Annotated in this window: 22 protein-coding genes; 11 read left to right on the forward strand and 11 right to left on the reverse strand. The window is 57.7% G+C overall.

All coding sequences use genetic code 11. From position 1 onward, the window contains the following. Positions 1–28 precede the first annotated feature (28 nt). Together ACN0VD_RS02910 and ACN0VD_RS02915 are read right to left on the reverse strand one after the other, a co-directional pair. Positions 29–577 carry a cytochrome b gene (locus tag ACN0VD_RS02910; RefSeq protein WP_417591423.1) on the reverse strand — a complete coding sequence of 183 codons (549 nt, stop codon included), beginning with the start codon at positions 575–577 and terminating at the stop codon, positions 29–31. 282 nt (positions 578–859) lie between these two features. After that, complete coding sequence (locus ACN0VD_RS02915; RefSeq protein WP_417591425.1) at positions 860–1,732, reverse strand: alpha/beta fold hydrolase; 873 nt, start codon at positions 1,730–1,732, stop codon at positions 860–862. Between the two features lie 247 nt (positions 1,733–1,979). On the opposite strand from ACN0VD_RS02915, the gene ACN0VD_RS02920 reads away from it, so the two are divergent. The 3 genes from ACN0VD_RS02920 to ACN0VD_RS02930 all read left to right on the forward strand — a co-directional run bounded on the left by ACN0VD_RS02920 (position 1,980) and on the right by ACN0VD_RS02930 (position 4,114). Then, positions 1,980–2,762 (forward strand): hypothetical protein, encoded by a 783-nt coding sequence (locus ACN0VD_RS02920; RefSeq protein ID WP_417591427.1) that lies wholly within the window; start codon positions 1,980–1,982, stop codon positions 2,760–2,762. Positions 2,763–2,824: 62 nt separating this feature from the next. Next, on the forward strand, positions 2,825–3,241 hold the full coding sequence (locus tag ACN0VD_RS02925) for a hypothetical protein (protein ID WP_417591429.1): 417 nt from the start codon (positions 2,825–2,827) through the stop codon (positions 3,239–3,241). 3 nt (positions 3,242–3,244) lie between these two features. Beyond that, on the forward strand, positions 3,245–4,114 hold the full coding sequence (locus ACN0VD_RS02930) for a FecR domain-containing protein (protein WP_417591431.1): 870 nt from the start codon (positions 3,245–3,247) through the stop codon (positions 4,112–4,114). A 22-nt stretch (positions 4,115–4,136) separates the two neighbouring features. Here the strand turns inward: ACN0VD_RS02930 and ACN0VD_RS02935 are convergent, their stop codons facing one another. Together ACN0VD_RS02935 and ACN0VD_RS02940 are read right to left on the reverse strand one after the other, a co-directional pair. After that, positions 4,137–6,383 (reverse strand): CHASE2 domain-containing protein, encoded by a 2,247-nt coding sequence (locus ACN0VD_RS02935; protein WP_417591433.1) that lies wholly within the window; start codon positions 6,381–6,383, stop codon positions 4,137–4,139. Positions 6,384–6,510: 127 nt separating this feature from the next. Next, positions 6,511–7,851: a glycerate kinase type-2 family protein gene (locus tag ACN0VD_RS02940; protein ID WP_417591435.1), complete on the reverse strand. Its 1,341-nt coding sequence runs from the start codon at positions 7,849–7,851 to the stop codon at positions 6,511–6,513. On the opposite strand from ACN0VD_RS02940, the gene ACN0VD_RS02945 reads away from it, so the two are divergent. Then, the gene (locus ACN0VD_RS02945) at positions 7,835–9,628 is read left to right on the forward strand and encodes a sugar phosphorylase (protein WP_417591437.1); all 1,794 of its coding nucleotides are present in this window, start codon (positions 7,835–7,837) and stop codon (positions 9,626–9,628) included. The two genes, ACN0VD_RS02940 and ACN0VD_RS02945, sit on opposite strands and share 17 nt — an antisense overlap. Here ACN0VD_RS02945 and ACN0VD_RS02950 read toward each other — a convergent pair. After that, on the reverse strand, positions 9,625–10,839 hold the full coding sequence (locus ACN0VD_RS02950; RefSeq protein ID WP_417591439.1) for a glucosyl-3-phosphoglycerate synthase: 1,215 nt from the start codon (positions 10,837–10,839) through the stop codon (positions 9,625–9,627). The two genes, ACN0VD_RS02945 and ACN0VD_RS02950, sit on opposite strands and share 4 nt — an antisense overlap. Positions 10,840–10,873: 34 nt before the next feature. Then, complete coding sequence (locus ACN0VD_RS02955) at positions 10,874–11,758, reverse strand: HAD-IIB family hydrolase (RefSeq protein WP_417591441.1); 885 nt, start codon at positions 11,756–11,758, stop codon at positions 10,874–10,876. A 225-nt stretch (positions 11,759–11,983) separates the two neighbouring features. On the opposite strand from ACN0VD_RS02955, the gene ACN0VD_RS02960 reads away from it, so the two are divergent. From ACN0VD_RS02960 to ACN0VD_RS02975, 4 genes are read left to right on the forward strand one after another with little or no spacing between them, the layout of a single operon-like run. Further along, positions 11,984–14,230 (forward strand): TonB-dependent hemoglobin/transferrin/lactoferrin family receptor, encoded by a 2,247-nt coding sequence (locus ACN0VD_RS02960; RefSeq protein WP_417591443.1) that lies wholly within the window; start codon positions 11,984–11,986, stop codon positions 14,228–14,230. A gap of 20 nt (positions 14,231–14,250) precedes the next feature. Then, positions 14,251–15,282: a DUF6607 family protein gene (locus ACN0VD_RS02965; protein ID WP_417591445.1), complete on the forward strand. Its 1,032-nt coding sequence runs from the start codon at positions 14,251–14,253 to the stop codon at positions 15,280–15,282. After that, a complete protein-coding gene (locus ACN0VD_RS02970) occupies positions 15,282–15,698 on the forward strand; it encodes a hypothetical protein (RefSeq protein WP_417591447.1) in 417 nt (138 codons plus the stop codon). The genes ACN0VD_RS02965 and ACN0VD_RS02970 overlap by 1 nt, the downstream gene beginning before the upstream one ends. 11 nt (positions 15,699–15,709) lie before the next feature. Continuing rightward, positions 15,710–16,264, forward strand: a complete 555-nt coding sequence (locus tag ACN0VD_RS02975; protein WP_417591449.1) for a hypothetical protein — start codon at positions 15,710–15,712, stop codon at positions 16,262–16,264. Positions 16,265–16,279: 15 nt separating this feature from the next. Here ACN0VD_RS02975 and ACN0VD_RS02980 read toward each other — a convergent pair whose 3' ends face one another. After that, on the reverse strand, positions 16,280–17,104 hold the full coding sequence (locus ACN0VD_RS02980; protein ID WP_417591451.1) for a TauD/TfdA dioxygenase family protein: 825 nt from the start codon (positions 17,102–17,104) through the stop codon (positions 16,280–16,282). A gap of 54 nt (positions 17,105–17,158) precedes the next feature. Between ACN0VD_RS02980 and ACN0VD_RS02985 the strand changes: the two genes are divergently transcribed. Further along, complete coding sequence (locus tag ACN0VD_RS02985; RefSeq protein ID WP_417591453.1) at positions 17,159–18,205, forward strand: SDR family oxidoreductase; 1,047 nt, start codon at positions 17,159–17,161, stop codon at positions 18,203–18,205. 18 nt (positions 18,206–18,223) lie between these two features. Here ACN0VD_RS02985 and ACN0VD_RS02990 read toward each other — a convergent pair whose 3' ends face one another. Further along, positions 18,224–18,646 carry a hypothetical protein gene (locus ACN0VD_RS02990; RefSeq protein WP_417591455.1) on the reverse strand — a complete coding sequence of 141 codons (423 nt, stop codon included), beginning with the start codon at positions 18,644–18,646 and terminating at the stop codon, positions 18,224–18,226. 133 nt (positions 18,647–18,779) lie between these two features. Here ACN0VD_RS02990 and ACN0VD_RS02995 point away from each other — a divergent pair, with 133 nt between their 5' ends. Together ACN0VD_RS02995 and bla are read left to right on the forward strand one after the other, a co-directional pair. After that, positions 18,780–19,541, forward strand: coding sequence for a helix-turn-helix domain-containing protein (locus ACN0VD_RS02995; RefSeq protein WP_417591457.1), 762 nt, complete (start codon positions 18,780–18,782; stop codon positions 19,539–19,541). 60 nt (positions 19,542–19,601) lie between these two features. Next, positions 19,602–20,579: a subclass B3 metallo-beta-lactamase gene (bla, locus tag ACN0VD_RS03000; protein ID WP_417591459.1), complete on the forward strand. Its 978-nt coding sequence runs from the start codon at positions 19,602–19,604 to the stop codon at positions 20,577–20,579. Between the two features lie 27 nt (positions 20,580–20,606). On the opposite strand, the gene ACN0VD_RS03005 is transcribed toward bla, so the two are convergent. From ACN0VD_RS03005 to ACN0VD_RS03015, 3 genes are read right to left on the reverse strand one after another with little or no spacing between them, the layout of a single operon-like run. Then, positions 20,607–21,863 carry a spinster family MFS transporter gene (locus ACN0VD_RS03005; protein ID WP_417591607.1) on the reverse strand — a complete coding sequence of 419 codons (1,257 nt, stop codon included), beginning with the start codon at positions 21,861–21,863 and terminating at the stop codon, positions 20,607–20,609. Between the two features lie 18 nt (positions 21,864–21,881). Further along, complete coding sequence (locus tag ACN0VD_RS03010; protein ID WP_417591461.1) at positions 21,882–22,745, reverse strand: alpha/beta fold hydrolase; 864 nt, start codon at positions 22,743–22,745, stop codon at positions 21,882–21,884. Between the two features lie 17 nt (positions 22,746–22,762). Then, entirely contained in the window at positions 22,763–25,111 is a 2,349-nt protein-coding gene (locus ACN0VD_RS03015) for a TonB-dependent receptor (RefSeq protein WP_417591463.1), read from the reverse strand. Positions 25,112–25,123: the final 12 nt, after the last annotated feature.

A 25,123-nucleotide genomic window follows, 5' to 3' on the forward strand; every position in this document is an offset into this window, starting at 1 on the left:
TTGGCCGTTCAGCTAGTAGCTGCAACCCCTAGCGCTTGACGGGGAGCATCCGCCGGAGTGTATTGTCCTTGACCACATAATGATGGAACAACGCCGCCAAGGCATGCAGGCCGATCAAAAAATACCCGACCGTGCCAAATGTTTCGTGCCATTCCTTCACTTGCCCCGCCAGAGCCTTGTCCGGCGCAACCAGCGCGGGAAGCTCCAAGCCGAAGAACGGAATGCTCTTGTCAGCGGCGCTGAGGATCAGCCATCCGGCAACTGGCATTGCCAGCATGAATGTATATAGCGCCAGATGCGTGACCTTGGCGAACAGCATTTGCCAGGCGGGCGGTTCAGGTTTGATCGGCGGTTTTGCAGTGACAAGCCGGGTGACTATCCGGATGATTACGAGGAGCAGCACGCACAGGCCGAGCATGAAATGCCAGCTCTTCAATCCTTCGCGGAAATCGCTGCCTTTGGGAAAATTCTCGCGCAGCAGGATGGCGCTATAGACAGCGGTTATCAGCAGCAGCATTGCCCAGTGGAGGAAAATGGAAAAGGACGAATAGCGTGCGGGGGTTGCGGTTGCATTCATATGAGGCCTCTTTTTGTGCGCAATTAAACAGGAAGCGAATCATTTGATGCTGTCACACGTCCGACCGGTCAATCATTCGCAAGCTTCTTGTCGCCGGAATGCTGTGGAACCGGCGACGATGATATGGCTCGATCGCAAGAAATGCCAATGCGGTTGACCTATGAACTTCCTATGGTGAGTGCTTGTAACATCGGTCACAGACCCACGAAACGCAGGGAATATACCTAAGCGGCGATCCGGCTGAGGTTTTCTATTTATCAGAGCAGGGCCATCTGCTCAGATCTAAAGGAACTCCCGTAGCGTCTCCACAAACAGCTTGAACTGGTCGTGATGCAGCCAGTGGCCGGCCTTTTGAAATTCCTTCACCGTCACATTGTCGCCGAAATATTGCATCCGGCCGTCTTTCTCCGGATTGCTCGCCCAGCTGTCGGCACCATAATGGAGCTGGGTCGGGCATGTGATGTCGCTCCACAGCTGGTGTATCGCGTCCTGTGACAGATCGATGCTGTCCCAGTGCTGGACATAGGGATCGAATTTCCAGCTGTAGCTACCGTCCTCGTTGCGGATCACCGCGTGGGTGGTCAGGTGGCGGGCCTGTTCGTCGGAAAGATGCTGGTTGGCGTCCTGCATCCGCTGCAGCGCATCTTCGAACGTCGGATAGCGTTTGACCAGACGGCCGGCGGCCCTGCGCTTTTCCTCGATACTGTTGCGCACCCGCTGTAGCGGTCCGACCTTCTCGCGTTCCGCCAGCATTTCGGGGCTGGGGCCGAGCCCCTCGATCGCGACCAGTTTGCGCACCGTATCGGGATAGAGACCGGTGTAGCGCAGCGCGATATTGCCACCCATGCTGTGGGCGACGATTGTCACCGGCGACAGATCGAGCTGATGGATCAGCTGCGCCAGATCGGTCACCATCGCCATAGTGGCATAATGGCCGTCAGTGCTCCACTGGCTGTCGCCATGACCGCGGACATCGGGGCAGATGATATGCCAGTCCTCGCGCAATGCCTGCGCCGTCCAGTCCCAGTTCCGGCAATGGTCCTTGCCGCCGTGGAGCAGGATCAGCGGCGGCTTGTCCTCATTGCCCCAGTCGGCATAATGCAGCTTGAGCCGCTGGGAGAAATAACTGTGCGAGGCGGGGCCGTTCAAGGTCATCGGGATTTCCATCGAGAAAGAGAGATGTGAATCATAGCTCTAATGGGGGTGGCAGGGTTCGACAAGCGTCTGGGTGAAGGAGGGTGTTCGGACGTTGGTTCGCAAATAGCTCTGCCGGGGCGCCAAATCTGTTCTTACAGCAAATCCGTCAGGCTCCGTGCGACAAGTGGCGGTGTGACTGTGGTCATAGCCCAAAGCCGTGGACATGCTATATCATGTGCAGAGGAAGCAACTTGAGGATGGAAAAATGGTCGGGCGCAAATTGAAAACCGGTATCGCAATAATGATGGCACTTGTTGTGGGGATGCCGGCAGCGGCTTCTGCCTGCGATATTTCTCACGGTGTGCGGGCGAAGCTGGAATCGGGAAGCTATCGCGCAACCCTGAACGGCGTTTTTGTCGATGATAGAGGGTTTAGCGTATCTTCCGGCGATGAAGGGCCGAGCCAGACTTCCTTTGAATATATGCTCACCGAATGGCTGGTGCCCGGCAAGAATATATTGAAAATCGATTTTGACGGAAGCGCGGCGGAGTTTGAAATTTTTGCGCGGTGCAAGGGGGAATATGATGATCATGATATCGTCGACACCGTGCGCTTTACTTCGTCATCTTCCAGGCAACTGAGCTTTGAACATGAGGGGCCGCTGGAAGATATCTATCTCAAGGCCGATATCGCGGGTGACGAAGGCTTGCTGGACGCGCTGAAGAAGCTGCAAGATGCGGCGCGCTCGGGAGATGTTGAAACCATCGTGCACATGCATGCCCCGATGATCGAGGAATTCGGGCGGGTGATGGGCAACTCTGACGGATTCACATCCTATTTGCGGACGATATTGTCCGGCTATCCCGCCGACATAACCGAAACGCTCACGGTCACGCCGGTCATGGGCGGGCGTGTCTATCAGATACTCGGACCGGACGGTGAGCCGCCGATTTCTGTATCGGGAAAAATGGATGGCGGAAGCTTCTCCTGGCCAGGCGGGGCCTATTGGGCGCGGTTCGGCGACGAATGGGCGGTCGTGGCCAATTAGGCTATAAAGAATCTTTCGCGATATTCCGGGGTTCGGCTGTGGGTGGCGATAGGAAAACATTGGTGTCTATGTTACAAACTGGATTGAAAGAGGAGGCACGGGCTTTGCAATATGGATATATCAAGGGCCTGACAGCCGCGCTCTTCATCGTCGCACAGCCGGTCACCGCCGTTTATGCCGAAACCCTCCCCGAACTGGATGCGATGGCGGAAGTCGCGGTCGACGAGGAGAAGGGCATTGCCTTTGCCCAGGAACAATCGGCGCGCGGAGAATATCTCGAGGCGATCGCCACACTCGAACGGGTATTGGCGCTCCACCCCAAGTCGGACAGCGCCCGGCTGCTGCACGCGGTAAACCTGTGCAAGATCGACGATCAGCTGGGCGGGGCCGTTGAACTCGGAAAATTGAAGCAAAAGAATTTTGCGCCTGAGCTTTGGGCCGAGGTTATGAAATTATGCCCGTTGGCGGAGAAAGGATAGACCATGATATCCTTCCAATCCCTGTCGATCAAAGCCGTCCTGTTGGCCCCGGCCCTCTTATTCTTTGCCATGGCCCCGGCTGCCTCCGCGCCGGTACAGGTCGGAATCGCCGCGACCGTTGTCGGTGATGTCCGGATGAGCAATGCGACGATCAAAAAGGCGGTCAAGATACCGCGTCGCCAGCGGCTGGCCTGGGGCGATATGCTGAGCACCAGGAAAAAGAGCAAGTTGCAGATATTGTTGCTCGACCGGTCGAGCCTGACCATCGGGTCGAACGCTCGGTTGACGATCAACCGCTTTGTCTATGATCCGGGTAAAGAGCGCTCCCTTACCGCAACCGTGAGCAAGGGAGCCTTTCGCTTCATGTCCGGCCGCAAGTCGAAGAAATCTTCTGCCTCGGTCAGCAGTTCCGTCGGTACCATCGGTATCCGCGGAACCGCTCTCGATGGCGTGGTTGGCAAAGAGGCCGTCGCCATTGCGAAAAAGGAACCGTTTCTGGACGGCGTGAAAGGCGACAAGGACAGCGCGATGCTGGTCGTCCTGCGCGGACCGGGCGCCAATCGTAGCGGTAATCTGGATATCGGCCTGGCCGAAGTCAGCGCGGCGGGCAAAACCGTTACGCTGGATCAGCCGATTCTGGCAGCCTATATTCCCCGGCCGGGTGCACAGCCGATCGGTCCGTTCAAGCTCTCGGCCAGCGGCCTGTCAAAATTGCAGGATGAGCTCGCACCGGAAGTGGCCGGTGCCGGTAAAAGCGGTTTGCTGAAAGCGCTGATACCCGCTGCAATCATCGGTGTCGGCGTAGGACTGTTGCTGCCCGGCGGCGGTGATGAACCCTGCACAAATTCGAATGCAGGCGGGCCCAATTGCTAGGGCCAAAAGCCGGAAGGACGCGCTATTTGCGGGTCGCCTCGAAGACGCCGTCCCAGTCGTCGTTGACCGGAGTCTTTGACAGTAGCTCTATCCGCTGGCGATAAACCGCCACGAGAGTGGAAAGCCCTGCCTCGCTGTACGTCGCTTCATGCTGGTCCAGCATCTGGCTGGCCGCGGCCCAGTTCTGCGCCCGATAAAACGTCAGAAATTCGTCATGCCAGCTTTGTAATATTCCATAAGCCGGATCCCGGTTGAGTGTTTCGTCACCGAGCAATGCGTAGATCGTGTCCGACGCGTCGCGTCCCACGACCTTGACCCGGTCCAGTTCAAGCAGGGCGAAGCCGTCCAGTTGCTCGGCCAGGGCGCTGCCGATCAGGATCTGCACGCCATATTGTTTGGTCAGCCCTTCGAAGCGGGAGGCGATATTCACCGTGTCGCCGATCAACGTATAGGATAAGCGTTGCTCCGACCCCATATTGCCAACGCAGCACAGGCCGGCATTCATCCCGATCCCGATTTTTACATCGGGCGGCCAGACCTGTCCCGGCTTTTGCGGCAGTTCGCGGTTGAGCCGCTCGAGGCTGTCGACCATTTGCAGCGCCGCCCGCGCGCCGTTGCGGAACTGGTCCGGATCATCGAGCGGCGCGTTCCAGAAGGCGAGAATGGCATCGCCGATAAATTTGTCGACCGTGGCCTTTTTCTCCAGCAATATATTGCACATCGGGGTCAGGAAGCCGGTCAGGAAGTTGATCACTTCCTTCGGATCATATCGTTCGGAAATTCTGGAGAATCCGCGGATGTCGCAGAACAGCACGGTCATTTCGCGCTCTTCGCCGCCGAGCTGCAATCGTTCGGGATTGGCGGCAATCTGCCGGACCATTTCGGGCGAAAGATAACGGTCAAAGGCGGTATGGATATAGGCCCTTTGCTGCTCCTCCTGCCGAAAACTCAGCAAGGTTTGCACCGCGTAGACCAGGATCAGCGCGATCACCGGCCATGTCGGGTCGAGCAGATAGTGCCACTGGTCAAAGGCCAGCCAGCTGCCGGCGGCAACCGCCAGCGTCGCGAGCATGCCGATCGCTGCGCCGATCACCGCACCCGCGCCCGGCAGCAAGAGCGCCAGTCCGCCACCGAGCAGCAGGATCAGGAAAAACTCCATGCCCGGTGCCCAGTCGGGGCGGATCAGAAATTCGCCGAGGATCATCTGTTCTGCCGCTTGGGCGTGAACTGTCACCCCCGGCTCATTCTCGTTCAGCGGGGTCGAGATCAGGTCGCGCAATCCGGTCGCGCTGGCCCCGATGAAGATGATCTGTCCTTCGACCGCCGCGCCTATCTCCTCTTCCGACATCTCATCGGACAAGAATTTCCACGCCGGGATCGTGCGCTGCGGTGCCGGTTCGCTAAAATGCATCCACAACTCGCCAGCGGCGGTGGTCGGCACTTCAAAATCTCCGACCCGCAGGTTGACGATGGCTCCCGGCGCGCCGGCGGTCTCGCCGCTGCCGTCGCTGGTCTTGACCAGGATCGACCCAGCCTGTTGCGCCACCCGCAAGGCTTCGAGCGAGAGTGAGGGCAGCAGTTTGTCCTTGTAGAGAAAGATCAGTGGTGCCCTGCGCAATATGCCGTCGGCATCGCCAACGATACTGAGCGAACCCAGTCCGGTAGATGCCTGTCGCAATTTTGGCAAAGACTGAACCGTCCCCTGATATTGTTCTACCTGTTCGCTAGGAGAGGACCCGAGCACCGCCATGCCGGTCGGCAGTTCGACGGGATCGCCGCGATCCTCGTGCAACAGGAAGAATCCGCCGACCACGGGCGCCAATGCCAGACGGTCGGCAAGGATTTCATCATTATCCGGCAGGCTGGAGAGCGAAGAAAGTAGATCCGTGGTGCTTTCCCCTTCCGGTAAGCGTGCGGCGATCTGGGCGGGTGATGTCCGGTCCGGTTCGGAAAAGACCATATCAAAGGCTATCGCCGCAGCGCCTGCGTCGGACAGTCTTTGCGTCAGCCGGGCGATTTCGGTGCGGGACCACGGCCATTGCCCCAGCCGTTCCACCGATTCCTCGTCAATGTCGATAATCCGCACACCGGCGTCCTGATAAGCGCGCGGGGCGGCCTTTTGATAGCTGTCGAATACCATCAGGCCCAGACGGTCAAATCCCGGAATGGCGGAAAATTGTAGTGCAGCGACGGCGACAACGACCAGCAGTCCGGCAATGATCGGACCGGTCTTCAGCAATTCCAGCCACCGGCCGATCAATTCTTTCATATTCCTGATCCCCGATGTCATGAGGGGCTGATTGCCTTAGTCGTGCCAAAACTGCAAGGCGGCAGGCCGAAGCGGACGACCAGTGTAGTGTGGCACTATGCTCTTGCGTGCAAAGCAGATATTAATGCTAGCGGATCAGCAGCACCCGCAGATCATTGACATTCGTGCCCGATGGCCCTGTCATCAGCAGCGCACCGGCCCTTTCAAAGGCGAGATAGCTATTATCCTGTTCGAGCAGCGCTCGCGCCTGCTCTGCTCCCCCCATAAGGTCCACTATCCCGGGCCACAGAAAGGCGCCGGCATTATCTTCAGAACCATCAATGCCATCGCTATCCGCTGCAAATCCGCAAATATCCGGCTCGCCTTGCAATGCCAGTGCGCAGGCAAGAAGATAGGCAGTGCAACGGCCACCGCGACCATCGCGATTGCGCAATGTGACGGTCGCCTCGCCGCCCGATATCAGCGCAGCCTTGCGGCCATTCGCCGTGATTTCAAGGGCCTGAGCCGCATGGTCTCGGCCCAGTTCCAGTGCATCGCCCTCCAGGGCGTCGCCGAGCATGATCGGTTCATAGCCCATCGCCCGGACGGCTTCGACCGCCGCTGCACACATGTCGGCCGGTCTGGCGCAGAGTTCGGCGGTCGAGCGCTGCATCTTCGGGTCATTGGCCTTTGGTGTCTCCAGCGCGCCTGACAGAAGTTGCGTCTTGATGGCGGGGGGCAGCTCGATTCCATATTTTGCCGCAATGGCCAGCGTCTCGGTACAGGTCGAGCTGTCCGCGACCGTGGGGCCTGATCCGATCATCCCGATATCGTCGCCGGGAATATCCGAAATGGCAATCATATGGGTCGCCGCCGGCCATGCGCGCGCCGCCAGCCGTCCGCCCTTGATCGCCGACAGATGCTTGCGGACCATGTTCATTTCGCCGATCGGCGCGCCGCTGCGCAGCAGGGCGCGGGTGACTGACTGCTTTTCCGATAGCGATATCCCGTCAGCCGGCGCGGGGAGCAATGCGCTGGCACCGCCGGACATCAGCACCAGCAAGAGATCATCTGCGCCCAGCGTGTCGGCAGCTTGCAGTGCGGCTTGCGCGGCTTCGGCGCCGAGGGAATCAGGGACCGGATGCGACGCCTCGACGATCTCAAAATTATCCGGCGCGAAGCCCGGCTCGACATAGCCCTGCCGCGTGACGATCAAACCTTCGACATTCTCTGGCAGACGATCCAGAATGGCAGCAGCCATCTGCGTGGCCGCCTTGCCGATGGAAAGCAGGTAGGTCCGGCCCGTCACCTGTGGCCATTGGACATCGCGCATTGCGTTGGCCGGCAGGGCGGGTTGCAGCGCCTGAAAATAGAGATCCTCTAAAAAAGCTTTTATTGAATCGGGATTTGTTGTTTGATGCACTGCACAATAAGGGCCCGATTGTTTCGCCGGGGTCAAGAAGATTTTCGGAGTGACAGAAGCAGCCATGAATGATCGCGCCACTATCGACCATCTTCTGCAACGGGTGACGGCGCATCTGGGCGTGCTTTACCCCGACCATGATTGCGAGGCGCTGGCGGAGCGCATCGTCGATCTGTTCTGGCCCGACAAGAGCCAGATGATCCCGCGGTCGGAAATCGCCGACAAGCATTTGTGGGACGAAAGCGATGTCGCGATGATTACCTATGGCGGCACCATCCGCTCGGAGGGCGAGCGGCCGCTGCGGACGCTGCACCGCTTCCTGAAGCAGCATATCGGCCAGACCATCGGTGCCGTGCATATCCTGCCATTTTTTCCCTATAGCTGTGACGACGGCTTCGGGGTGATCGACTATCTGACGGTCGACGAAGAGTTGGGCGACTGGTCCGACATCGAGGCCATCGCCGCTGATTATCGGTTGATGGCGGACCTGGTGATCAATCACGGATCGAGCAAATCCGTCTGGTTCCAGCAATTTCTGTCGGGCGAGGCACCGGGCAAGGATTATTATTATACCGCCGATCCGGCCGCCGATCTCGGGCAGGTGGTGCGGCCGCGCGCGCATCCGCTGCTGACGCCCTTTCGGACTGCCTCCGGCGACCGCCATGTCTGGAGCACGTTCAGCAGCGACCAGCTGGATTTCGACTTTACCAATCCCGAGTTGCTGATCGAATTTGTCAAGATCATCGCCGCCTATATCGACCATGGGATAAGGATTTTCCGGCTCGACGCGGTCGCCTTCCTGTGGAAGAAAATCGGTACCCCCTCGATCAATCTCGACGAAACCCACGAGATCATCCGTCTGCTCCGCACGCTGATGGACCATCATGCCGAGACGCTGATCATCATCACCGAAACCAATATCCCCAACCACGAGAATCTGACCTATTTCGGTAACCAGAACGAAGCCCATGTCATCTATAATTTCTCACTGCCGCCGTTGCTCGTGCACGCCCTGCTGACTGGAGACGCGCTCTATCTGAAACGGCTGACACGCAGTAATCCGCCAGCTCTGGCCGGATGCACCTATCTCAATTTCACCGCCAGCCATGACGGCATCGGCCTGCGTCCGACCGAAGGGGTGCTGCCACAAGGGGAAGTAGATCAAATTTTGGTCGCCATCCAGAGCTTTGGCGGCCGGGTATCAATGCGGCGCGGGCCGGGGGGAACCGAAAAGCCCTATGAGATGAACATCTCCTTTTTCGAGGCGATGCAGGGAACGCTGGACGGGCCGGACGAATATCAGATCGAGCGGTTCATGGCCGCCATGGCGATCATGCTGGCGCTGGAGGGGATTCCTGCGATCTATATTCACAGCCTGCTGGCGACGCCAAACGGCTATGAAGAGGTCAACCGGACCGGCCACAACCGGTCGATCAACCGGCGTCAACTGGACTATGATCAAATTACAGCGAAACTGGCCGATCCGGAAACCGTCGAAGCGCAGGTGTTCACCCGTTTTCTTTCGCTGGTTGAAGCCCGCAAGCAACAGCAGGCCTTTCATCCCAATGCGGTGCAATTCACCCTGGCGCTGCCCGAGGGCCTGTTCGGCATCTGGCGGCAGAGCCGGGAGCGGAAACAGAGCATCTTCGCGATTACCAATGTGACGAAGGAAGAGAAGATGCTGTCACTGGCGGACATCAATCTGATCGCCGGTGACCAATGGTGGGACCTGATCTCGGGCCATATCATCACCGACATCGAGGGTGATTTCAGCCTGTCGCCCTATCGGACCGTCTGGTTCAGCAACGTGGCACCCGACCCGGTCCAGTCTTCTCCGGCCTAGTCTGCGTTATCCAGCCGGACCGCTTCCTTGAACCGGTCGGTGAAATCCGGAATGGCGCTGTTGATCCGGTTCCAGTTCGCCATGAAGGGCGTTTCGTTCGGTGATTCGAGAAAGACCTCGCCCGCCGTCATGATATTTTGCGCGAACAGCTCGACCGTCGTTTCTTCTTCATGCCGGTCGAGCGTCAGGCCGTTCATCACCGCATCGTTGTAGAAAGTCTCGATCCGGTCCAGAGCGATCCGGAAATAGGTCGCCTTCAGCGTGCGGAAGGTGCCGGCGGAAAAGACTTGCCCGTCGGTCGCGAGCTTGCGGAACAGCGACTTGGTAATGTCGATGCTCATTTTCGACAGACCGCCTTCGGGATTGTCGTGCGAGACCGACTGGTGCTTGTGATCATAATTGTCGGCAATCTCGACCTGGCAGATCGACTGGGTCGACTGGTTGCGCCAGACTTCGGACAAGACCCCGACCTCCAGACCCCAGTCGGACGGGATGCGGATATTCTTGACCACCTGCCGCCCCATCGCGAACTCGCCGGCCAGCGCGTAGCGGAAGCTGTTCAGATAGGTGATATAGTCATTGGGCTCGCAGACTTTCTTGAGCGCGGCCAGTAGAGGCCCGATCAGCAGACGCACGACCCGACCGTTGAACTTTTCCTCGGTCGTCCGCGCGTAATAGCCTTTGGAAAAGACATAGGGGAAAGTCGGATTGGCCACCGGATACATCAGCCGCGCGAGCAATTCCCGATCATAGGTCAAAATGTCGCAATCGTGCAGCCCGACCACCTGGGCATTGGTGGCCGACAGGAAATAGCCGAAGCAGAACCAGACGTTGCGCCCTTTTCCCGGTTCCGCCGGTGACAGGCCGCATTCCTTCAGTTCCGCATCGAGCGCGGTCAGCCGTGGCCCACTGTTCCAAAGGATATGATGGCGTTGCGGCAGGCGCGAAAAATATTGCTTGGCATATTCGAATTGCTCCTTGTCGGCGCGGTCCAGCCCGATGATGATATCATCAAGATATGGCACTTCGCAGAGTTCATCGACGATATTTTCGAGCGCCGGCCCTTCCAGTTCGGAAAACAGGCTGGGCAACACCAGCGCCATGGGATTGGCCTTGCGAAACCCCATCAAATCCGCTTCCAGCGATTCGACCGAGCGATCAGACAGGTTGTGGAGCGTGGAAATACTACCGTTTTGATGGAAATCAGCCATATATGTCCCTGTGGTTGCGGAGAGACGAGCCTAATCAGCTTTGGCGGAGGTTTAAACCCAATTCTGCCATAATTTCTGTCACCGCATTCACCCATCCCCGAGGGCCTGGCCGGGATGCGGTGCGGACATGGGGTTTCGATGTTTCAATGGTTACGCCGTCCGGGTTCGGCATGATCACACCGAAATCTGCAGCCTCGATCATCGACAGATCATTCGGGCCATCGCCGAGGGCGATCGAAATAAGGTCGCAATCCGGCCTTTGTTCGGCGATGGAGTTGACCATGACGTTCATTGCCTGATCTTTGGTGGCGTGACCGGTAAGATGATAGAATCGACCGCCGCGCTGAATTTGGAGTGCGGCCTGGCCGACTATCGCTTCCAGCCGACCCAGCGCGTTGTCCGAACCGGACCATAGAAAAGGTTCTGTTGCCTGCCGGTCCTTGGCCCGGCTTGCGTCATCAAAGGCGAGCCCGGTGGCGTCGGCAATCTCTTCCACAGACATATCGGCAAAACCGGTAATGTGGCTGCGCAGCGCCGCAGGCAATGTGGCGATCTGCTCCAATATCTTGTCATAGGCGATCCCCAGGGTGACGTCAGCAGATCGCTCGCCATTGATCGGGAAATAATCAGCGGGGCCATGGATGACGGAACCATTTTCCGTCGCGCAAAGGGTAAAGGGAAGCGGGACATTCTGCTGTAACCAGAGCAACTCCGAATAGGTTTTGCTGGTGACCGGAATGATGTCGGCCAATGCCTGATCGGACAGTTTTTCGATCAGGCTGTCCGCCGGCTTCGCCGAATAGCTCATGTGGTCCAGAAGCGTGCCATCAAGATCGGTAAATATCAAAAGGTGGAGCGGGCGCTTGGGCATGGCAATAGCGTAGCATTTTCGCTTGGAACGAGAAAAGGCTAATCTCATTGACGGGCGCTTTTGTGAACAAGGTCAATTCGATCCTGAATCTGATCTCCAATGCGATTCCCTGATGCGATTTTCCAATCCGATTCATCGCCCTCTCATTCCGGAAAACGGCTGTCCGGGCCCTGATTTTCAACCCAAGTATAATATTTGTTTGACAGGTCGCTCTTCTGCTTATTATTTAAGAATGAGAATCATTCGCATTATCATTAAATCAGGGGCGCATATATGAAATCTTACTTCCGTCAGAGGGGATTGATATTCTCTTGCAATGTTCTGGCTTTAGGCTTCTCTCAACCCGCGATGGCGGCTGCCGATGATGGTTCCGGGCTCGCTGGCGAGATCATTACGGTTACGGCCACCCGCACTGCTATCGACGTGGTGGACGCTCCGGCCACGGTGACGGTGATCGATCAGGAACAGATCGCCGATGAAATGGCTACCGATGTCCGCGATATCGTTCGGTTTGAGCCCGGTGTATCCGTCCGTCGGGCTCCAGCCCGCTTTGGTGCTGCGCTCGGCACGACGGGCCGAGCCGGGAATGAAGATTTCAACATTCGCGGCATTGGCGGCAACCGGGTTTTGATCCAGGTCGACGGCATCCGCTCGCCGCAGGGTTTCACTTTTGGCGCACAGGATGTCGGACGCGGCAACGCGACCGATGTCGGTTTGATTAAATCGGTCGAAATTTTGCGCGGCCCGGCTTCGGCGCTTTACGGAAGTGATGGTCTGTCCGGCGCGGTCAGCTTTATCACCGCCGATCCCGTCGACTTTATCAAAGACGGAAACAGCTTTGGCGGTTTCGCCCGCGCGCAATATAGTTCGGCCGATCAAGAATTCTCCGAAACGGTGGCTTTGGCGGGGCAGGCCGGCGACTTCTCGGCGATGCTGGCTTATTCCCGCCGCGATTTCGAGGAGCTCGATAACAAGGGTACGATAGATACCGAAGATGCAACCCGCACCACGCCAAACCCGCAGGACGGCGAGTCCAACGCCTTTCTCGGCAAGCTCGTCTGGAATAATGGCTCGCATAAAGTGCGGTTGACCGGCGAATATCTCGAACGGGCACTGTCTTCGGATATATTGTCGGGGCGCGGACCGGTTTTTCTGTTCGGGCCGACCCCAAGCTGGATCGTCGACAATCTGACCGCACAGGACGAGACGAAACGCAGCCGGATTTCTATCGACTATACCTATGATGTCGGTGAAGAGGGGGACGGCTTTATCGACTATGCCCATCTTGCTGCCTATTGGCAGGATGGCACGGACCGGCAATTTGCTCTGGAAGAGCGGACCCCGACCGGTGCGACGCCTCGCCCGGATCGAGAGCGGCTGAATACGTTCGACAATGAAGTAATCGGAGCGGTGGCTGATTTCCGTTCCAGCTTCGATACCGGAACCGTCGAACATACGCTGACCTTTGGCGGCGATATTAGCAAGACCGAGCAGGCGGGTGTGCGTGATGGCACCGAGCCACCGTTCGGGGAAGTCTATCCTTCCAGCCCTTTCCCGAAGACGGACTTCACGCTCGGTGGTTTCTATCTTGGCGATGCGATCGAATTTGGAGATGGTGTCTTCACCCTCTACCCGGCCATTCGCTACGACTTCTATGATTTAAATCCGACCGATGATCCGCTTTTACCGACCTTTACGGCCAGCGGGCAGAATGGATCGAAATTATCACCAAAACTAGGCGCCATTGTAAAATTGGGTGACGTCCGGCTGTTCGGCAATTACGCGCAGGGCTTCCGCGCACCGACGCCGAGCCAGGTCAATAATTTCTTTGAAAACCTGGCCTTTGGCTATTCATCGCTGGCCAATCCAGATCTTGGCCCGGAAACCAGCGACAGTTTTGAAGCGGGCATTCGCTATGCGAACGAAGATATCAGCCTCTCGCTGACGGCGTTCACCGCGGACTATTCCGATTTTATCAGCCAGGAACTGGTATCCGGCAGCTTCACCCCCGGTGATCCGGCGATATACCAGTTTATCAATATCGATAATGTGACGGTCAAAGGGGTGGAAGCCAAGGCCAGCTACGAGGCAGAAAACGGCTTCCGCGCGCGCTTCGCGATTGCTTTTGCCGACGGCACGGTAAAATCGCCGAACAATCCGCCGGCCCCGCTTTCGACGATCGATCCGCTAAACGCCATTCTTGGCGTCGGCTATCGCGAACCCGGTGGTGCCTTTGGCGGCGAAATGATCGTCAGTTACAATGCCCGCAAGGAAGCGAACGAAACGACAGGCGTATGTTCGTCCGCCTGTTTCCGTCCGCAAGAGTCGGCGATCATCGACGCGACCGCCTTTGTCCGGATCACCGAATATGCCAAAATCCGGGCAGGGATATTCAACATTACCGATCAGAAATACGCACTGTGGAGCGACGTCAGGGGATTGGCGGCGACGTCCGATATCACCGACGCGTTCACCCAGCCGGGCCGCAACGCCAGTATTTCGCTCAGCCTATCATTTTAATTGTCAGGGGAGAAAAGACGATGACCATAAAATTCAAAACACGACTGGGAGCGGCCTTGTTCGCTCTGGCCATGGCGACATCACCGGCACTGGCCAGCGCCGATCCACAGCAGATTGCCGCGACCGCTACGCAGGCATCTTTCGATCAGGACCGCGCCGATATCTTGGCTATGGCTGGCGATTATAAAGTCCGGTTCGACATGGCCGAAACCACGCCCTGGCGGGACGATTATGAGCCGATCAAGGCCAAGATATCCGGCGGTCACGAAACTGTGCGCGTCATCAAGGACACCGGGAGGGAGATTGTCCTACAACATCTGCTGGTGGCGGAACATGAAGGCAAAAGCTTCATCATCAAACATTGGCGTCAGGACTGGATTTATGAGCCTTCAGAAGTGCTGGTCTATACAGGCACCGGCATTTGGGTGAACAAAGATGTTTCGCCGGAGGAGCGTCAGGGCCGCTGGTCACAAACGGTCTGGCAGGTTGATGACAGCCCTCGCTACGGCGGTCTGGGAAGATGGCAAACGGTCAATGGACTGCGCAGCTGGAGCAGCGATTGGACCGCCCGGCCATTGGCCCGCCGAGATGCAGTACGCGATCCCGTCTATGATCATTATCAGGCGATCAACCGGCACCAGCCGATGCCCGGTGGCTGGATACACTGGCAGGATAATGTCAAGATGAAATGGGTTGATGGCAAGGCTGTGCCCTATGTTCAGGAATCGGTCCTCAACACATATACAAGGTTCGATGACTATAATGTCAGCGCCGCTGATGATTACTGGAAAAAGACCGAGTCCTATTGGGCGGAGGTGCGTAAAGCATGGGATAAGGCTATCGCGGCGAATGGCGGGGTAACCGTTGAAGAAGAAGCGCAAACCGGAACGGTCATCAGCGCGCGGCTGTTGACCATGGGTACCGAGATTAGCGAGGGCAAATTGACAGAAGCCGCCGCGATCAAGGAAGCGCGGTCGCTTATTCAGAACGCTACCGGCAAGGGGCCGGTAAAAAGCGCCGCCAAGAAAACTCAGGCAACAGCAGAATATTGATGCCAGAACCGAAATCCGCATTTGCGCAATCGCTGGCCGCTAACCCAAAACTCTCGACCATGCCTTCTGCGCAGATGCGGATCATTATCGCGATGCGGATCGCGATAATGGCGTGGAAAAATCGACGGAACCCCAAACCCTTTCTGGTCAAACAATTGGGGGACAAAATCGCGGCTGGCCATTTTGCCCATATTGTCGAACTAATGAGCGATTGCTGGCCGGAACCGCTGGCCGTGCATCGCCCTTGCTGTTCCAGTGTCAGCTATGACGAGATGCTGATGCTCGATCTTATCACGGCGGTGGTGCAACGCGAGCCGGATCATTTCCATGGGTTGCTGGGCGAGATGCTCGGTCATTCCGACCGGGCGAAACTGCATCTTGCTTTCACAAAATTTGCCAGCCGGTTCAAGCGTTAGGAAAAATAGGCGTGAACAAGGTTAAAACGCGAAACCTGTTGATATTGGTGCATCTCTTCCTTGCCGCGTTTTTGGCACCATCCTTTCTGCTGGTCGGGATAACCGGTGCGCTCAAGCTAGCCGGTGTCGAGCCGACGATCGAGGATATTGATCTTGTTTTGCCGGCAGACACGCAGCTTGACCCGGACAGCCCGACCTTGAAACAGGATATCTCCGCCATTCTCGCGGCGCAGAATATCGATCTGGATATAGAAAGCATCCGCAGCCGGGACGGCAAGATGACCACCCGGCCGACCTCGCGGACCTTTGCCCGGATCAACCAGACACCAGACGGGCTGAAGGCCTCTCTGCACAAGCCGGGTCTGCAATATGCGCTGATGGAATTGCACAAGGGCCACGGTCCCGCGATCTTCAAAACCTATCAGCTGATGGCTGGAATCGCCCTGTTTCTCGTCATAGTTGGTGGCCTGGTCGTCGGCCTGCTGGCCAAGGCCTATCGCCGCAAAACTCTTGTTTCGCTCGCTCTTGGGAGCATGGCATTTCTGGCTCTCGGCTTCATGGTCTGATCCGGACAGGCAGCGCTAGGCGAGGGCGCCCCCCTCGATCGTGATCCGGTTGAGATAGCGCCGGTGGCCCTGATAATCGTTCATGGCATAATGCCAGGTCGAGCGGTTATCCCACATCGCCAGATCGCCTTCCCGCCACACGTGGCGATGGTGGAAGCGGTCCTGCGTGATATGATCATAGAGTTCCTGCAGCAGCGCCTGCCCTTCCGCCGGTTCCATATCGACAATCTCCAAGGTGAAACCCGGATTGACATAGAGCCCCTTCACCCCGGTTTCGGGATGGGCGAGTACCACCGGATGTACCGCCGTCTGCCCGGCCTGATCGGCATTTGTGTAGCGATCACCAACCGCCTTGCGATAGGGGCTTTCTTCGCCGAACACATGCGCGTTGCCGTGCCGCGCTTTCAGATCCCTGATCCGGTCTTTCATCCCGTCATCCAGAGCTTCATAGGCCGCTGCCATCCCTGCAAACAAGGTATCACCGCCACTCGGCGGGATTTCCAGCGCATAGAGGATAGACCCCATGGCCGGCGCTTCGTCATAGCTGTGATCGGTATGCCAGCCGCCGCCAATATTGAGCTGCTGGTCCGGCTCCTTGAGCACTTCGGCAATTTCCGGATAGCCGTCGCGGCGCTTGAAAAAGCGGTTGAAATCAATCGCGCCCCAGCGCCCGGCAAAGGCGATATGTTCTTCGGGCGTCAGTTTCTGGTCGCGGAAGAATAATGCGCCATGGTCCCGAAAAGCCTGCTGCACATCGGCAAATTCCGCGTCGGTCAATGTGGTGACATCGACATGTTCGACAATCGCGCCAACCGCCTCGCTGGCTTTAGAAATCTGCATATCGCTCTCCCGTTTATCCGTTTCCTTCTGGAACTTATATCGGGATCGTGTAGCATGAAATCTGATATTGAGGAGTCCGATAATGACCGAGCAAACCCGTGTGCCATTTCTCAACCGCCGCCAGTTGCTTGCCGCTACGGCCGTAACCGGCGTTGGCTGACCGCCGGTACGGCGACTGCCGCCGATAGCAGTGGCGATCTGACTGACAAGCCAGACCTGTCCGGCAAGTCGGTACTGATCACCGGCTGTTCCTCCGGTTTCGGCAATCTCGGCGCGAAACTCTATGCCGAGCTGGGCGCGAAAGTATTCGCCACCATGCGCAACCTGCCGCGTGCCGAAGGCGATGCGCTTGCCAAGGTCGCAAAGGATGATGGTCTGGATATCACTATAATTGAACTGGATGTGCTGTCCGAAGAATCGGTGAACAAGGCTGTCGCGGAGGCCGAACGGATCAACGGCGGCGCGCTTGATGTCGTCGTCAACAATGCCGGAATCGGCACCGGCGCTCCGGTGGAGTTGCAGGATCTGGAAACGATGCAGCTGCTGTTTGACACCAATGTCATGGGTTACCAGCGGGTCGCCCGCGCAGCGCTGCCCAAAATGCGCGCGCAGAAATCCGGTCTGATCGTCAATATCTCCTCGCAGCTCGGCCGGGTGATGGTGCCGGGCATGGGATTCTACAGTTCGACGAAATTTGCGGTCGAATCGATGAGTGAGCAATTGGCTTATGAGCTGGTCCCGCACGGCGTCGATGTCACTATCGTGCAGCCCGGCGGTTTTCCGACGAAAATATGGGAAAATGGCAATTCATATACCGCAACGATGCTGGAACGGGCCGACGACGAGCGCAAGGATGCCTATCAGGCACTGGTTGAGGGTGCGCTGCGCAATAGTGGCGGCTCGACCGATCCGATGGATGTACCCCGCGGGATTGCGCTGACAATCGCCATGGCTCCGGGCAAACGTCCGCTGCGCCTGCCCGTCCATCCGGGCCACAAGCCGCAGCAGGCGATCAATCAGGTCAGCGCCCAGACGCAGGTCGCGATGCTTGGCAATTCTCCCTTTGGTCCGTGGGTCAAGGATGTGCACGGGCGGGCCTAGCGGCGCAGCACGACCTTTTCAGACGCTGCGCTTCACCAGAAGCAAGGGCGTCAGATAGACGACCAGAAATATGATATTGGGGATGACATTGGGCGTATTGCCGGTCGCTACCGATGCGGTGCTGTCGACAATGAACCAGACCAGAAATGTGTAGATTGAACCCTTGCGGATCAGCTCGCTGCCCTGTTCGACACCCGGCGCGGTAATGAAGACATACATGGCCATCATGCCGGCAAATACCCCACCGGCGATCGCCATCGCCATTTTCGCTTCCGGCGTGTCGAGCCCCGCCACGCCATTGCCGCCGGACGAAGCGAGGTGGAAGAATATATCGTTAGCGCCGGTAAAGTCATTCACCCCGGCGAAGGCAAAGAGGATGGCGACAAATAGGGAAAAGCTGCCGACGATACGGATATAGCGGCCAGTGGTTTGTGGTGACATGATCTGCTCCTCATTCGGTTTCCCCGCATGTAACCATGAGGAAAATTTCAAAACAATTACCTGCCGGGTAAGTGCACCGTGCGCGATTCATGCTATCTGCCAGTAAGCTAGGCACAGGATGAGGGAATAGATCATGCCGTCGGAATTTGGTGCGATATTGAAGGACTGGCGCAAGACGCGGCGGTTCAGCCAGCTCGATCTCAGTCTCGAAGCCGAAATGTCGGCCCGCCATTTGAGCTTTCTTGAGTCCGGCCGGTCGAACCCCAGCCGCGCAATGGTGTTGCGCCTCTCCGACGCGTTGCAGCTGCCCCGATCTGCTGCCAATCAGGCGCTCAATGCAGCGGGCTTCGCGCCGGTCTATCCCAGTCTTTCCGACGACGCACCCGAACTGGCTCCGGTCAATCAGGCGATAGCGACCATGATCGACCATCATGATCCGTTCCCCGGCTATGCGATCGATCGCCACTGGAACGTCGTGAACAGCAACCGGGGCGCCGAGATGATAATGGCGCTGGCCAGCCCTGGCGGACCGGCTAATCTGATTGACATATTGATCAACTGCGCCGGGCTCGACCTGATCGAGAACTGGGACGAGGTGGCGGTTCTGTCCCTTTCGCGTCTGCGCACGGAGATACTGGAACTGGGCGGGGACGACCATCTGTCGGCTTTGGCCGGACGGCTGGCATCGCACGAGCGGGTGAAGAATGTCGATATGGGATCGGTCAATCTCAATCAGGCGGTGATACCGACCATTTTCCGGGTCGGCGAAACCCGCCTGTCGCTCTTCTCGGTGATCGCGCAATTCGGCTCGGTGCAGGATATCAGAGCCGGAGAGACAAGCATCGAGCTGATGTTTCCGATGGATGAGGAAACGAACCGGTTTTTCAAACGATAGAGCGGACATTGCGCGTTCATCTTTCTCGCATTAGCAAGCGGTGCAACGGAGGAGAGAGTTATGCGGTGGATTTCGGGAATCATGGCAGGAACGCTGGTGGCTTGCGCGCCGGTGACGCAGGATTCTGTGGCACCCCCTGACGGACGGGACGGTGATAGCGTCGATAATATTGCCAGTCCGGCGGAGGACGAAGCCGCGGCCCGGTTTGACTGGAAACAGAACTTCCCTGGCTGGTATGCCGCCGTCGAACCTTTTCAGATCATGGGCACCGGTCGGAAGGGTATATATTTTGTCGGAACCGAAGGGCTGGGCATATATTTCATCCCGACCGACGTCGGCCATATCGTGATCGACAGCGGCATGCCGGGCGAGGGACAATATGTCGCCGATGCGATCCGCAAGCTGGGCTTTGATCCGGGGGACGTGAAAATCCTGCTCAACAGCCACGCCCATCTGGATCACAGCGGCGGTCTCGCCGAACTGAAGGCGATGACCGGTGCAAAACTGGTCGCGAGCGAGGGCGACCGATCCGCGCTGGAAGGCGGCTTTTATCTGGGATCCGAGGATGACAGCACGATGAACGCACCGCCGGTCAAGGTTGACCGGACCATTGGCAACGGCGAGCAACTAAAGCTGGGCGATGTCACGCTCACCGCGCATATTACGCCGGGCCACAGCCGCGGTTGTACCACCTGGACCATGCCGGTCGTGCAGGGCGGCGAAACTTATGAAGCGCTGATTTTCTGTTCCGCAACAGTCGCGGCCAATCGTTTGGTCGGGCCTCCGCAATATGAGGGAATTGTCGAGGATTATCGCAAGACTTTCGCGATGACGAAGGACTGGCAGCCGGATATTTTCCTCGCCAACCACCCCGAATTTGCCGGACTGCCGGACAAGCGTGCGCGCCAGAAAGCGGGTGACCCGCTGGCCTTTGTCGATCGGGAAGGCTTCCCGGCGCTGATGGCGAGGCTGGAGAAGGCGTTCGAAGCGGAGCTGGAAAAGCAGATGCTCAAATATAATGCGATCATGAGCGACTGAGGGTAAGACTCCGCCCGCAGCGGTCGTTCAGTCTTCGGCGATCCATTCGCTTTTCAGCGGTCTGGCGGCAAGCGCCATCAGCGCCGCTGCGATGACATAGAAGGTCAGCGAGTAGAGCATCGAATAGCGCAGCCCGTCTTCACCATAGATCGGCGTTAAACTGTCGGACAGGGCGCCGAGGAAGAATATCCCGCCGCCAATGCCGATCAGATTGTTGATCAGGAGGAACAGTGCCGACGCGGTCGCGCGCGCGTCCGCCGGAACCAGATGCTGGACCGCCGAGAGGACCGGGCCAAGCCAGAAATAGGCAAGAGCCTGCGGGATCAGGAAGAGGATGAAAGCGATGGTTGCGGAGCCGCTCATGATCCCGGCTGCGAATAGGGGCACCGCCAGCAGGAAGGCAGCAGCCGGGACCAGGCCATAAGCAGCCTTGTTGGTCTTGCCGAGCCAGTCGCCGATCATGCCGCCGCCGAGGACGCCGGCAACCCCGCCGAACAGCAAGATCGCGCCGAAAAACAAGGATGTGTCGATCAGGCTCAGGCCAAAGCTGCGCTGCAACAGGCTGGGCAGCCAGAAGGCAATGCCATAGCCGAGCATTGAGCTCGATGCCGCACCAAAGGCGAGCAGCCAGAAGGCTTTCTTTCTGGCCAGGATGCGGACGGTTCCCATGAAGCTATAAGGGGCGGCGGTCTGATCCGCCGGTGCCGCCACCCTGACTTTATCGCGCACGAAATATTTGAACAAGGGCGCGATCAAAACCCCCGCCAGCCCGACGACAAAAAAGGCCAGACGCCAGTCGACGGTCGCGGCAATATAGCCGCCAGCGATAACCCCGGTGGCTGATCCCAGGGGAATGCCGAGTGAATAGATCGCCAGAGCCCGGGCGCGCTTTTCGCTCGGGAAATGGTCAGATATCAGAGCGTAAGACGGTGCAACGCCGCCCGCTTCGCCAACGCCGACCCCCAGTCGCGTGAGAAATATCGACCAGAAGCCTTGCGCCAGTCCGGTCAGGGCGGTGAAGCCGCTCCACACTGCCAGCGAAACGGTGATGACCCAGCTGCGGCTGGTCTTGTCGGCAAGCCACGCCAGCGGCACCGCCAGTGTGGAATAGAGCAAGGCGAAAGCAACGCCGCCGAGCAGTCCCATCTGGGTATCGCTCAGCCCGAGATCGGCCTGGATCGGTCCGGCGAGGATCGCGAGTATCTGGCGATCGACAAAATTGAAAATATAGACGATCAGCAACATGCCGAGCGCGACATTGGGCGAGGTCGTCCGGCTTTTCATGCTCTGCTGATCGGCCATTTATTTTCCTATATTCGAAAGAAATTCATCGATCGCAGCCAGAGCATCGGGTTCGTCCATTATCGGTGCGTGGCCGCGATCCGAGATTTCCGCCGTGCTGAAATGGTCCGGATGGCGGCGCTTCATTTCCGTGACGGTAGCGGGCGCAAGTATGTCGGACAACGAGCCGCGGAGGACCAGCGTCGGAATGGTTGACAGCCTACCCCATATCTCCCAGAGGTCGGGAGGGACCGCAGAACTTGCATTGCCGGACAAGCCTTCGGAAATTGCTGGATCATAAGCGAAGCTGATTTTGCCGTCAGGGGCTTCCGCGCAGGTGCGGCGGGCAAATGTCATCCAGTCCTGTGTCTGATATCCAATCATCGCTTCGCCATGCACGAGTCGACAATGATCGGCCGCTTGCCGCCAGTTGTCGAATGGGGGCAGTTCGCCAACATAGCTCTGGATCCGGTCGAGTCCATCTGCTTCCACGACCGGTCCGATATCGTTCAATATCAGGCCGGTGAAACGTGTCGGCGAAATCGCCGCCATCATCATCGCCATGAGGCCGCCCAGCGACGTGCCGATCAGACCGAGACTGTCGATGCCGAGGCCATTGATCAGTGCAAACATGTCCTGGACATAGGTGGCCGGCGTGTAATTTTTCGGATCGGGATCGTAATCCGACCGTCCCCGACCCCGCTGGTCAGGGACAATCAGTTGAAATTTACCGGCGAGATGCTCGGCCAGCGCTTCGAAGTCGGCGCTATTCCGGGTGAGGCCGTGCATCAGCAGCAGCGGCGGACCTTCCCCGTCATAGATGCGGGCATATAGGTCCAGCCGGCCGTCAGCGCTGCGATAGACATGGTCCGCATATGTCATCATATTTGCCCGAGTGCTGTTCAGAATTTCACCCCGGCGGTGACAAAGACCTGACGCGGATTACCGTAAAATGCCGTCAGCGTGCCTTCGGGGCCGAGTGTGGAAATCGGCTGGCCATTGGCTCCGAGCGCGATTGCACCCGTCGTCGGGTCGGCTGCCACAAATGTATAACCCGATGTCTTGTACTTCTTGTTGGTCAAATTCTTTCCGTGCAGGCCAATGCTCCAGCGGTCGTCAGGTGCGGTATACACAAGATTGGCATCCCAGAGCGCAAAGCCTTTCTGGTCGATATAGGGATTGGCAATCTCGAACTGGTTGGTCTTGCTGCGGTAAGACAATGTGGTGCCGAGATAGATATCACCTTCTCCTACCGGCGCAGAATAAGCGAACGTACCGCTGGCGGTCCATTTCGGTGTATTCTGAACCTCGCGGAATTCCGCAACATCTGTCGGTACTCCGCCAATGTTGGTGATATATTCGTCATATTGGGCATCAATATAGCCGAGCGAACCCGACAGGGTCACACGGTCGCCGCTGGCCAGCATATCCTGCCCAAGCCGGGCATTGGCTTCAAACTCCAGACCCTTCAGAGTGGCCTTGCCGGCGTTGTTGATCACGCCGCAGAAGGAAGGCAGACCGCCGACAACACAGGCGACTGAGCCCGGAATCTGTACGTTCTTATAGTCGGTGTAAAAGCCCGCTATCGCAAGATTGAGAGATCCGTCGAGCAGGCTGCCCTTATAGCCGATTTCATAGCTGTCGACCTCTTCGGGGTCAAAGCTGAGGAAAGATGCGACTTCGGCATCACTTGGAATGCCGCTGGCATTGGTGGTCGGCGCATTCACACCCACACCGCGCGGATCAAAGCCGCCGCCCTTGAAGCCTTGTGAAAAGCTTGCATAGATATTGTGATCCGGAGTGGGCTTATAGCTGATCGAAGCACGCGGCGTAAATTTCTTGAAATTCGCGCTGCCTTCAAAATCAGTGCTTGGTCCGCCGAAAGGAATGCCGGCACCGCCAAATGTCGGTGAACCGCCGCCGAGATAATTTTGCCGGAGGATGCTGGCTGTCCGTTCGTCCCATGTATAGCGACCACCGACAGAGAGGCTAAACTGCTCGGTGAAATCATAGGTAAAGTCGGCAAATACTGCATAGGTTTCGGTATCGACATCGGCTTCGGTAAAGGCAGTCAGGCCGGCGAATGTCGTAAACAGGCGGACATCGAACAAGGTATCAGCCTTGGCATCCAGATAGTAGAAACCGACCAGACCGTTGAGTTTGTCGCCTTCATAAAGCAACTGAAATTCCTGGCTGATCTGTTCGTTCAGATATAATCCGGGAACGTCGAGATCCACCGCTGGCAGTGCGTCAAAGTCAATCGGTGTAGCGGTGTCATCCTTGCGCCAGGCGCTGATCGACCGGAATGTAATCGTATCGCTGAGATTGGCCGTGATATTCATCGAGAGGCCGTAAGCCTCGATATCCTGAATTGGGTCATTGAGGCCGCCACGGGTATCGAACACGTCGTCCAGCACCGGCGCACCGGAAACGGCGCCCGGGATAAGGCGATGGCCGCCGCGCGGATTGCTTTCGTCTTTCGTATAGTCGCCGGAAATACGGACCAATATGGGTTCGCCATAGCCGCCGACCTCAAGCGTGCCGCGGCCAGCCCAGATATCCTTGTTATAATTTTCCAGACCATTGGTCAGATTGTCACCGAAACCGCCACGCGAAAGCCGCGCGCCAGATGCGCCGACGCGAACAATGTCGCCAATCGGCATGCTGGCGGTGACCACTGCTTCGGCCTGATCATAGGTGCCATAGGTTGCCTTGGCCTTGAACGAAGGGTCTTGCGGTAGCCGCTTGGTCACATATTTGACGGCGCCACCGATGGTGTTGCGGCCATAAAGCGTGCCCTGTGGCCCGCGCAAAACTTCGATGCGTTCGACATCATAAATATCCAATACCGCAGCTTGCGGACGATTGAGGTAGACGTCATCGAGATAGATGCCGACGCCTTGTTCAAAACCAGAAACCGGATCCTGCTGGCCGATACCGCGGATGAAGGCGGAGAGGGTCGAGTTTGTTCCGCGGGAAGCCTCCAGCGTCGTGTTCGGCGTCGTCAATCCGATATCGGTAATATCAACCGCACCCTGCTGTTCCAGCTTTTCCGCTGAATAAGCGGTAATCGCAATCGGAACATCGGTCAGACGTTCGTCCCGGCGACGGGCCGAGACGATGATGATGTCCTCATCTGCGCCCTGACTGGCCGATTCGGACATCTGGGCATTGGCGGTGGCAGGAGCGATGAGACCGCCTGCGAGGCCCGTGACGATTGCTACATAACTAACGGTGTGCTGGAATTTCATGAAAGCATCCTC

The organism is Parasphingorhabdus sp. (genome assembly GCF_048267785.1).
Classification (GTDB): domain Bacteria; phylum Pseudomonadota; class Alphaproteobacteria; order Sphingomonadales; family Sphingomonadaceae; genus Parasphingorhabdus.

What these genes read in the sequence shown, in the direction of transcription:
- ACN0VD_RS02910 (WP_417591423.1), bottom strand. Translation starts at nt 577, where the DNA reads ATGAATGCAACCGCAACCCCCGCACGCTATTCGTCCTTTTCCATTTTC.
- ACN0VD_RS02915 (WP_417591425.1), bottom strand. Translation starts at nt 1,732, where the DNA reads ATGACCTTGAACGGCCCCGCCTCGCACAGTTATTTCTCCCAGCGGCTC.
- ACN0VD_RS02920 (WP_417591427.1), top strand. Translation starts at nt 1,980, where the DNA reads ATGGTCGGGCGCAAATTGAAAACCGGTATCGCAATAATGATGGCACTT.
- ACN0VD_RS02930 (WP_417591431.1), top strand. Translation starts at nt 3,245, where the DNA reads ATGATATCCTTCCAATCCCTGTCGATCAAAGCCGTCCTGTTGGCCCCG.
- ACN0VD_RS02935 (WP_417591433.1), bottom strand. Translation starts at nt 6,383, where the DNA reads ATGAAAGAATTGATCGGCCGGTGGCTGGAATTGCTGAAGACCGGTCCG.
- ACN0VD_RS02940 (WP_417591435.1), bottom strand. Translation starts at nt 7,851, where the DNA reads ATGGCTGCTTCTGTCACTCCGAAAATCTTCTTGACCCCGGCGAAACAA.
- ACN0VD_RS02950 (WP_417591439.1), bottom strand. Translation starts at nt 10,839, where the DNA reads ATGGCTGATTTCCATCAAAACGGTAGTATTTCCACGCTCCACAACCTG.
- ACN0VD_RS02955 (WP_417591441.1), bottom strand. Translation starts at nt 11,758, where the DNA reads ATGAGATTAGCCTTTTCTCGTTCCAAGCGAAAATGCTACGCTATTGCC.
- ACN0VD_RS02960 (WP_417591443.1), top strand. Translation starts at nt 11,984, where the DNA reads ATGAAATCTTACTTCCGTCAGAGGGGATTGATATTCTCTTGCAATGTT.
- ACN0VD_RS02965 (WP_417591445.1), top strand. Translation starts at nt 14,251, where the DNA reads ATGACCATAAAATTCAAAACACGACTGGGAGCGGCCTTGTTCGCTCTG.
- ACN0VD_RS02970 (WP_417591447.1), top strand. Translation starts at nt 15,282, where the DNA reads ATGCCAGAACCGAAATCCGCATTTGCGCAATCGCTGGCCGCTAACCCA.
- ACN0VD_RS02980 (WP_417591451.1), bottom strand. Translation starts at nt 17,104, where the DNA reads ATGCAGATTTCTAAAGCCAGCGAGGCGGTTGGCGCGATTGTCGAACAT.
- ACN0VD_RS02985 (WP_417591453.1), top strand. Translation starts at nt 17,159, where the DNA reads ATGAAATCTGATATTGAGGAGTCCGATAATGACCGAGCAAACCCGTGT.
- ACN0VD_RS02990 (WP_417591455.1), bottom strand. Translation starts at nt 18,646, where the DNA reads ATGTCACCACAAACCACTGGCCGCTATATCCGTATCGTCGGCAGCTTT.
- ACN0VD_RS02995 (WP_417591457.1), top strand. Translation starts at nt 18,780, where the DNA reads ATGCCGTCGGAATTTGGTGCGATATTGAAGGACTGGCGCAAGACGCGG.
- bla (WP_417591459.1), top strand. Translation starts at nt 19,602, where the DNA reads ATGCGGTGGATTTCGGGAATCATGGCAGGAACGCTGGTGGCTTGCGCG.
- ACN0VD_RS03005 (WP_417591607.1), bottom strand. Translation starts at nt 21,863, where the DNA reads ATGAAAAGCCGGACGACCTCGCCCAATGTCGCGCTCGGCATGTTGCTG.
- ACN0VD_RS03010 (WP_417591461.1), bottom strand. Translation starts at nt 22,745, where the DNA reads ATGATGACATATGCGGACCATGTCTATCGCAGCGCTGACGGCCGGCTG.
- ACN0VD_RS03015 (WP_417591463.1), bottom strand. Translation starts at nt 25,111, where the DNA reads ATGAAATTCCAGCACACCGTTAGTTATGTAGCAATCGTCACGGGCCTC.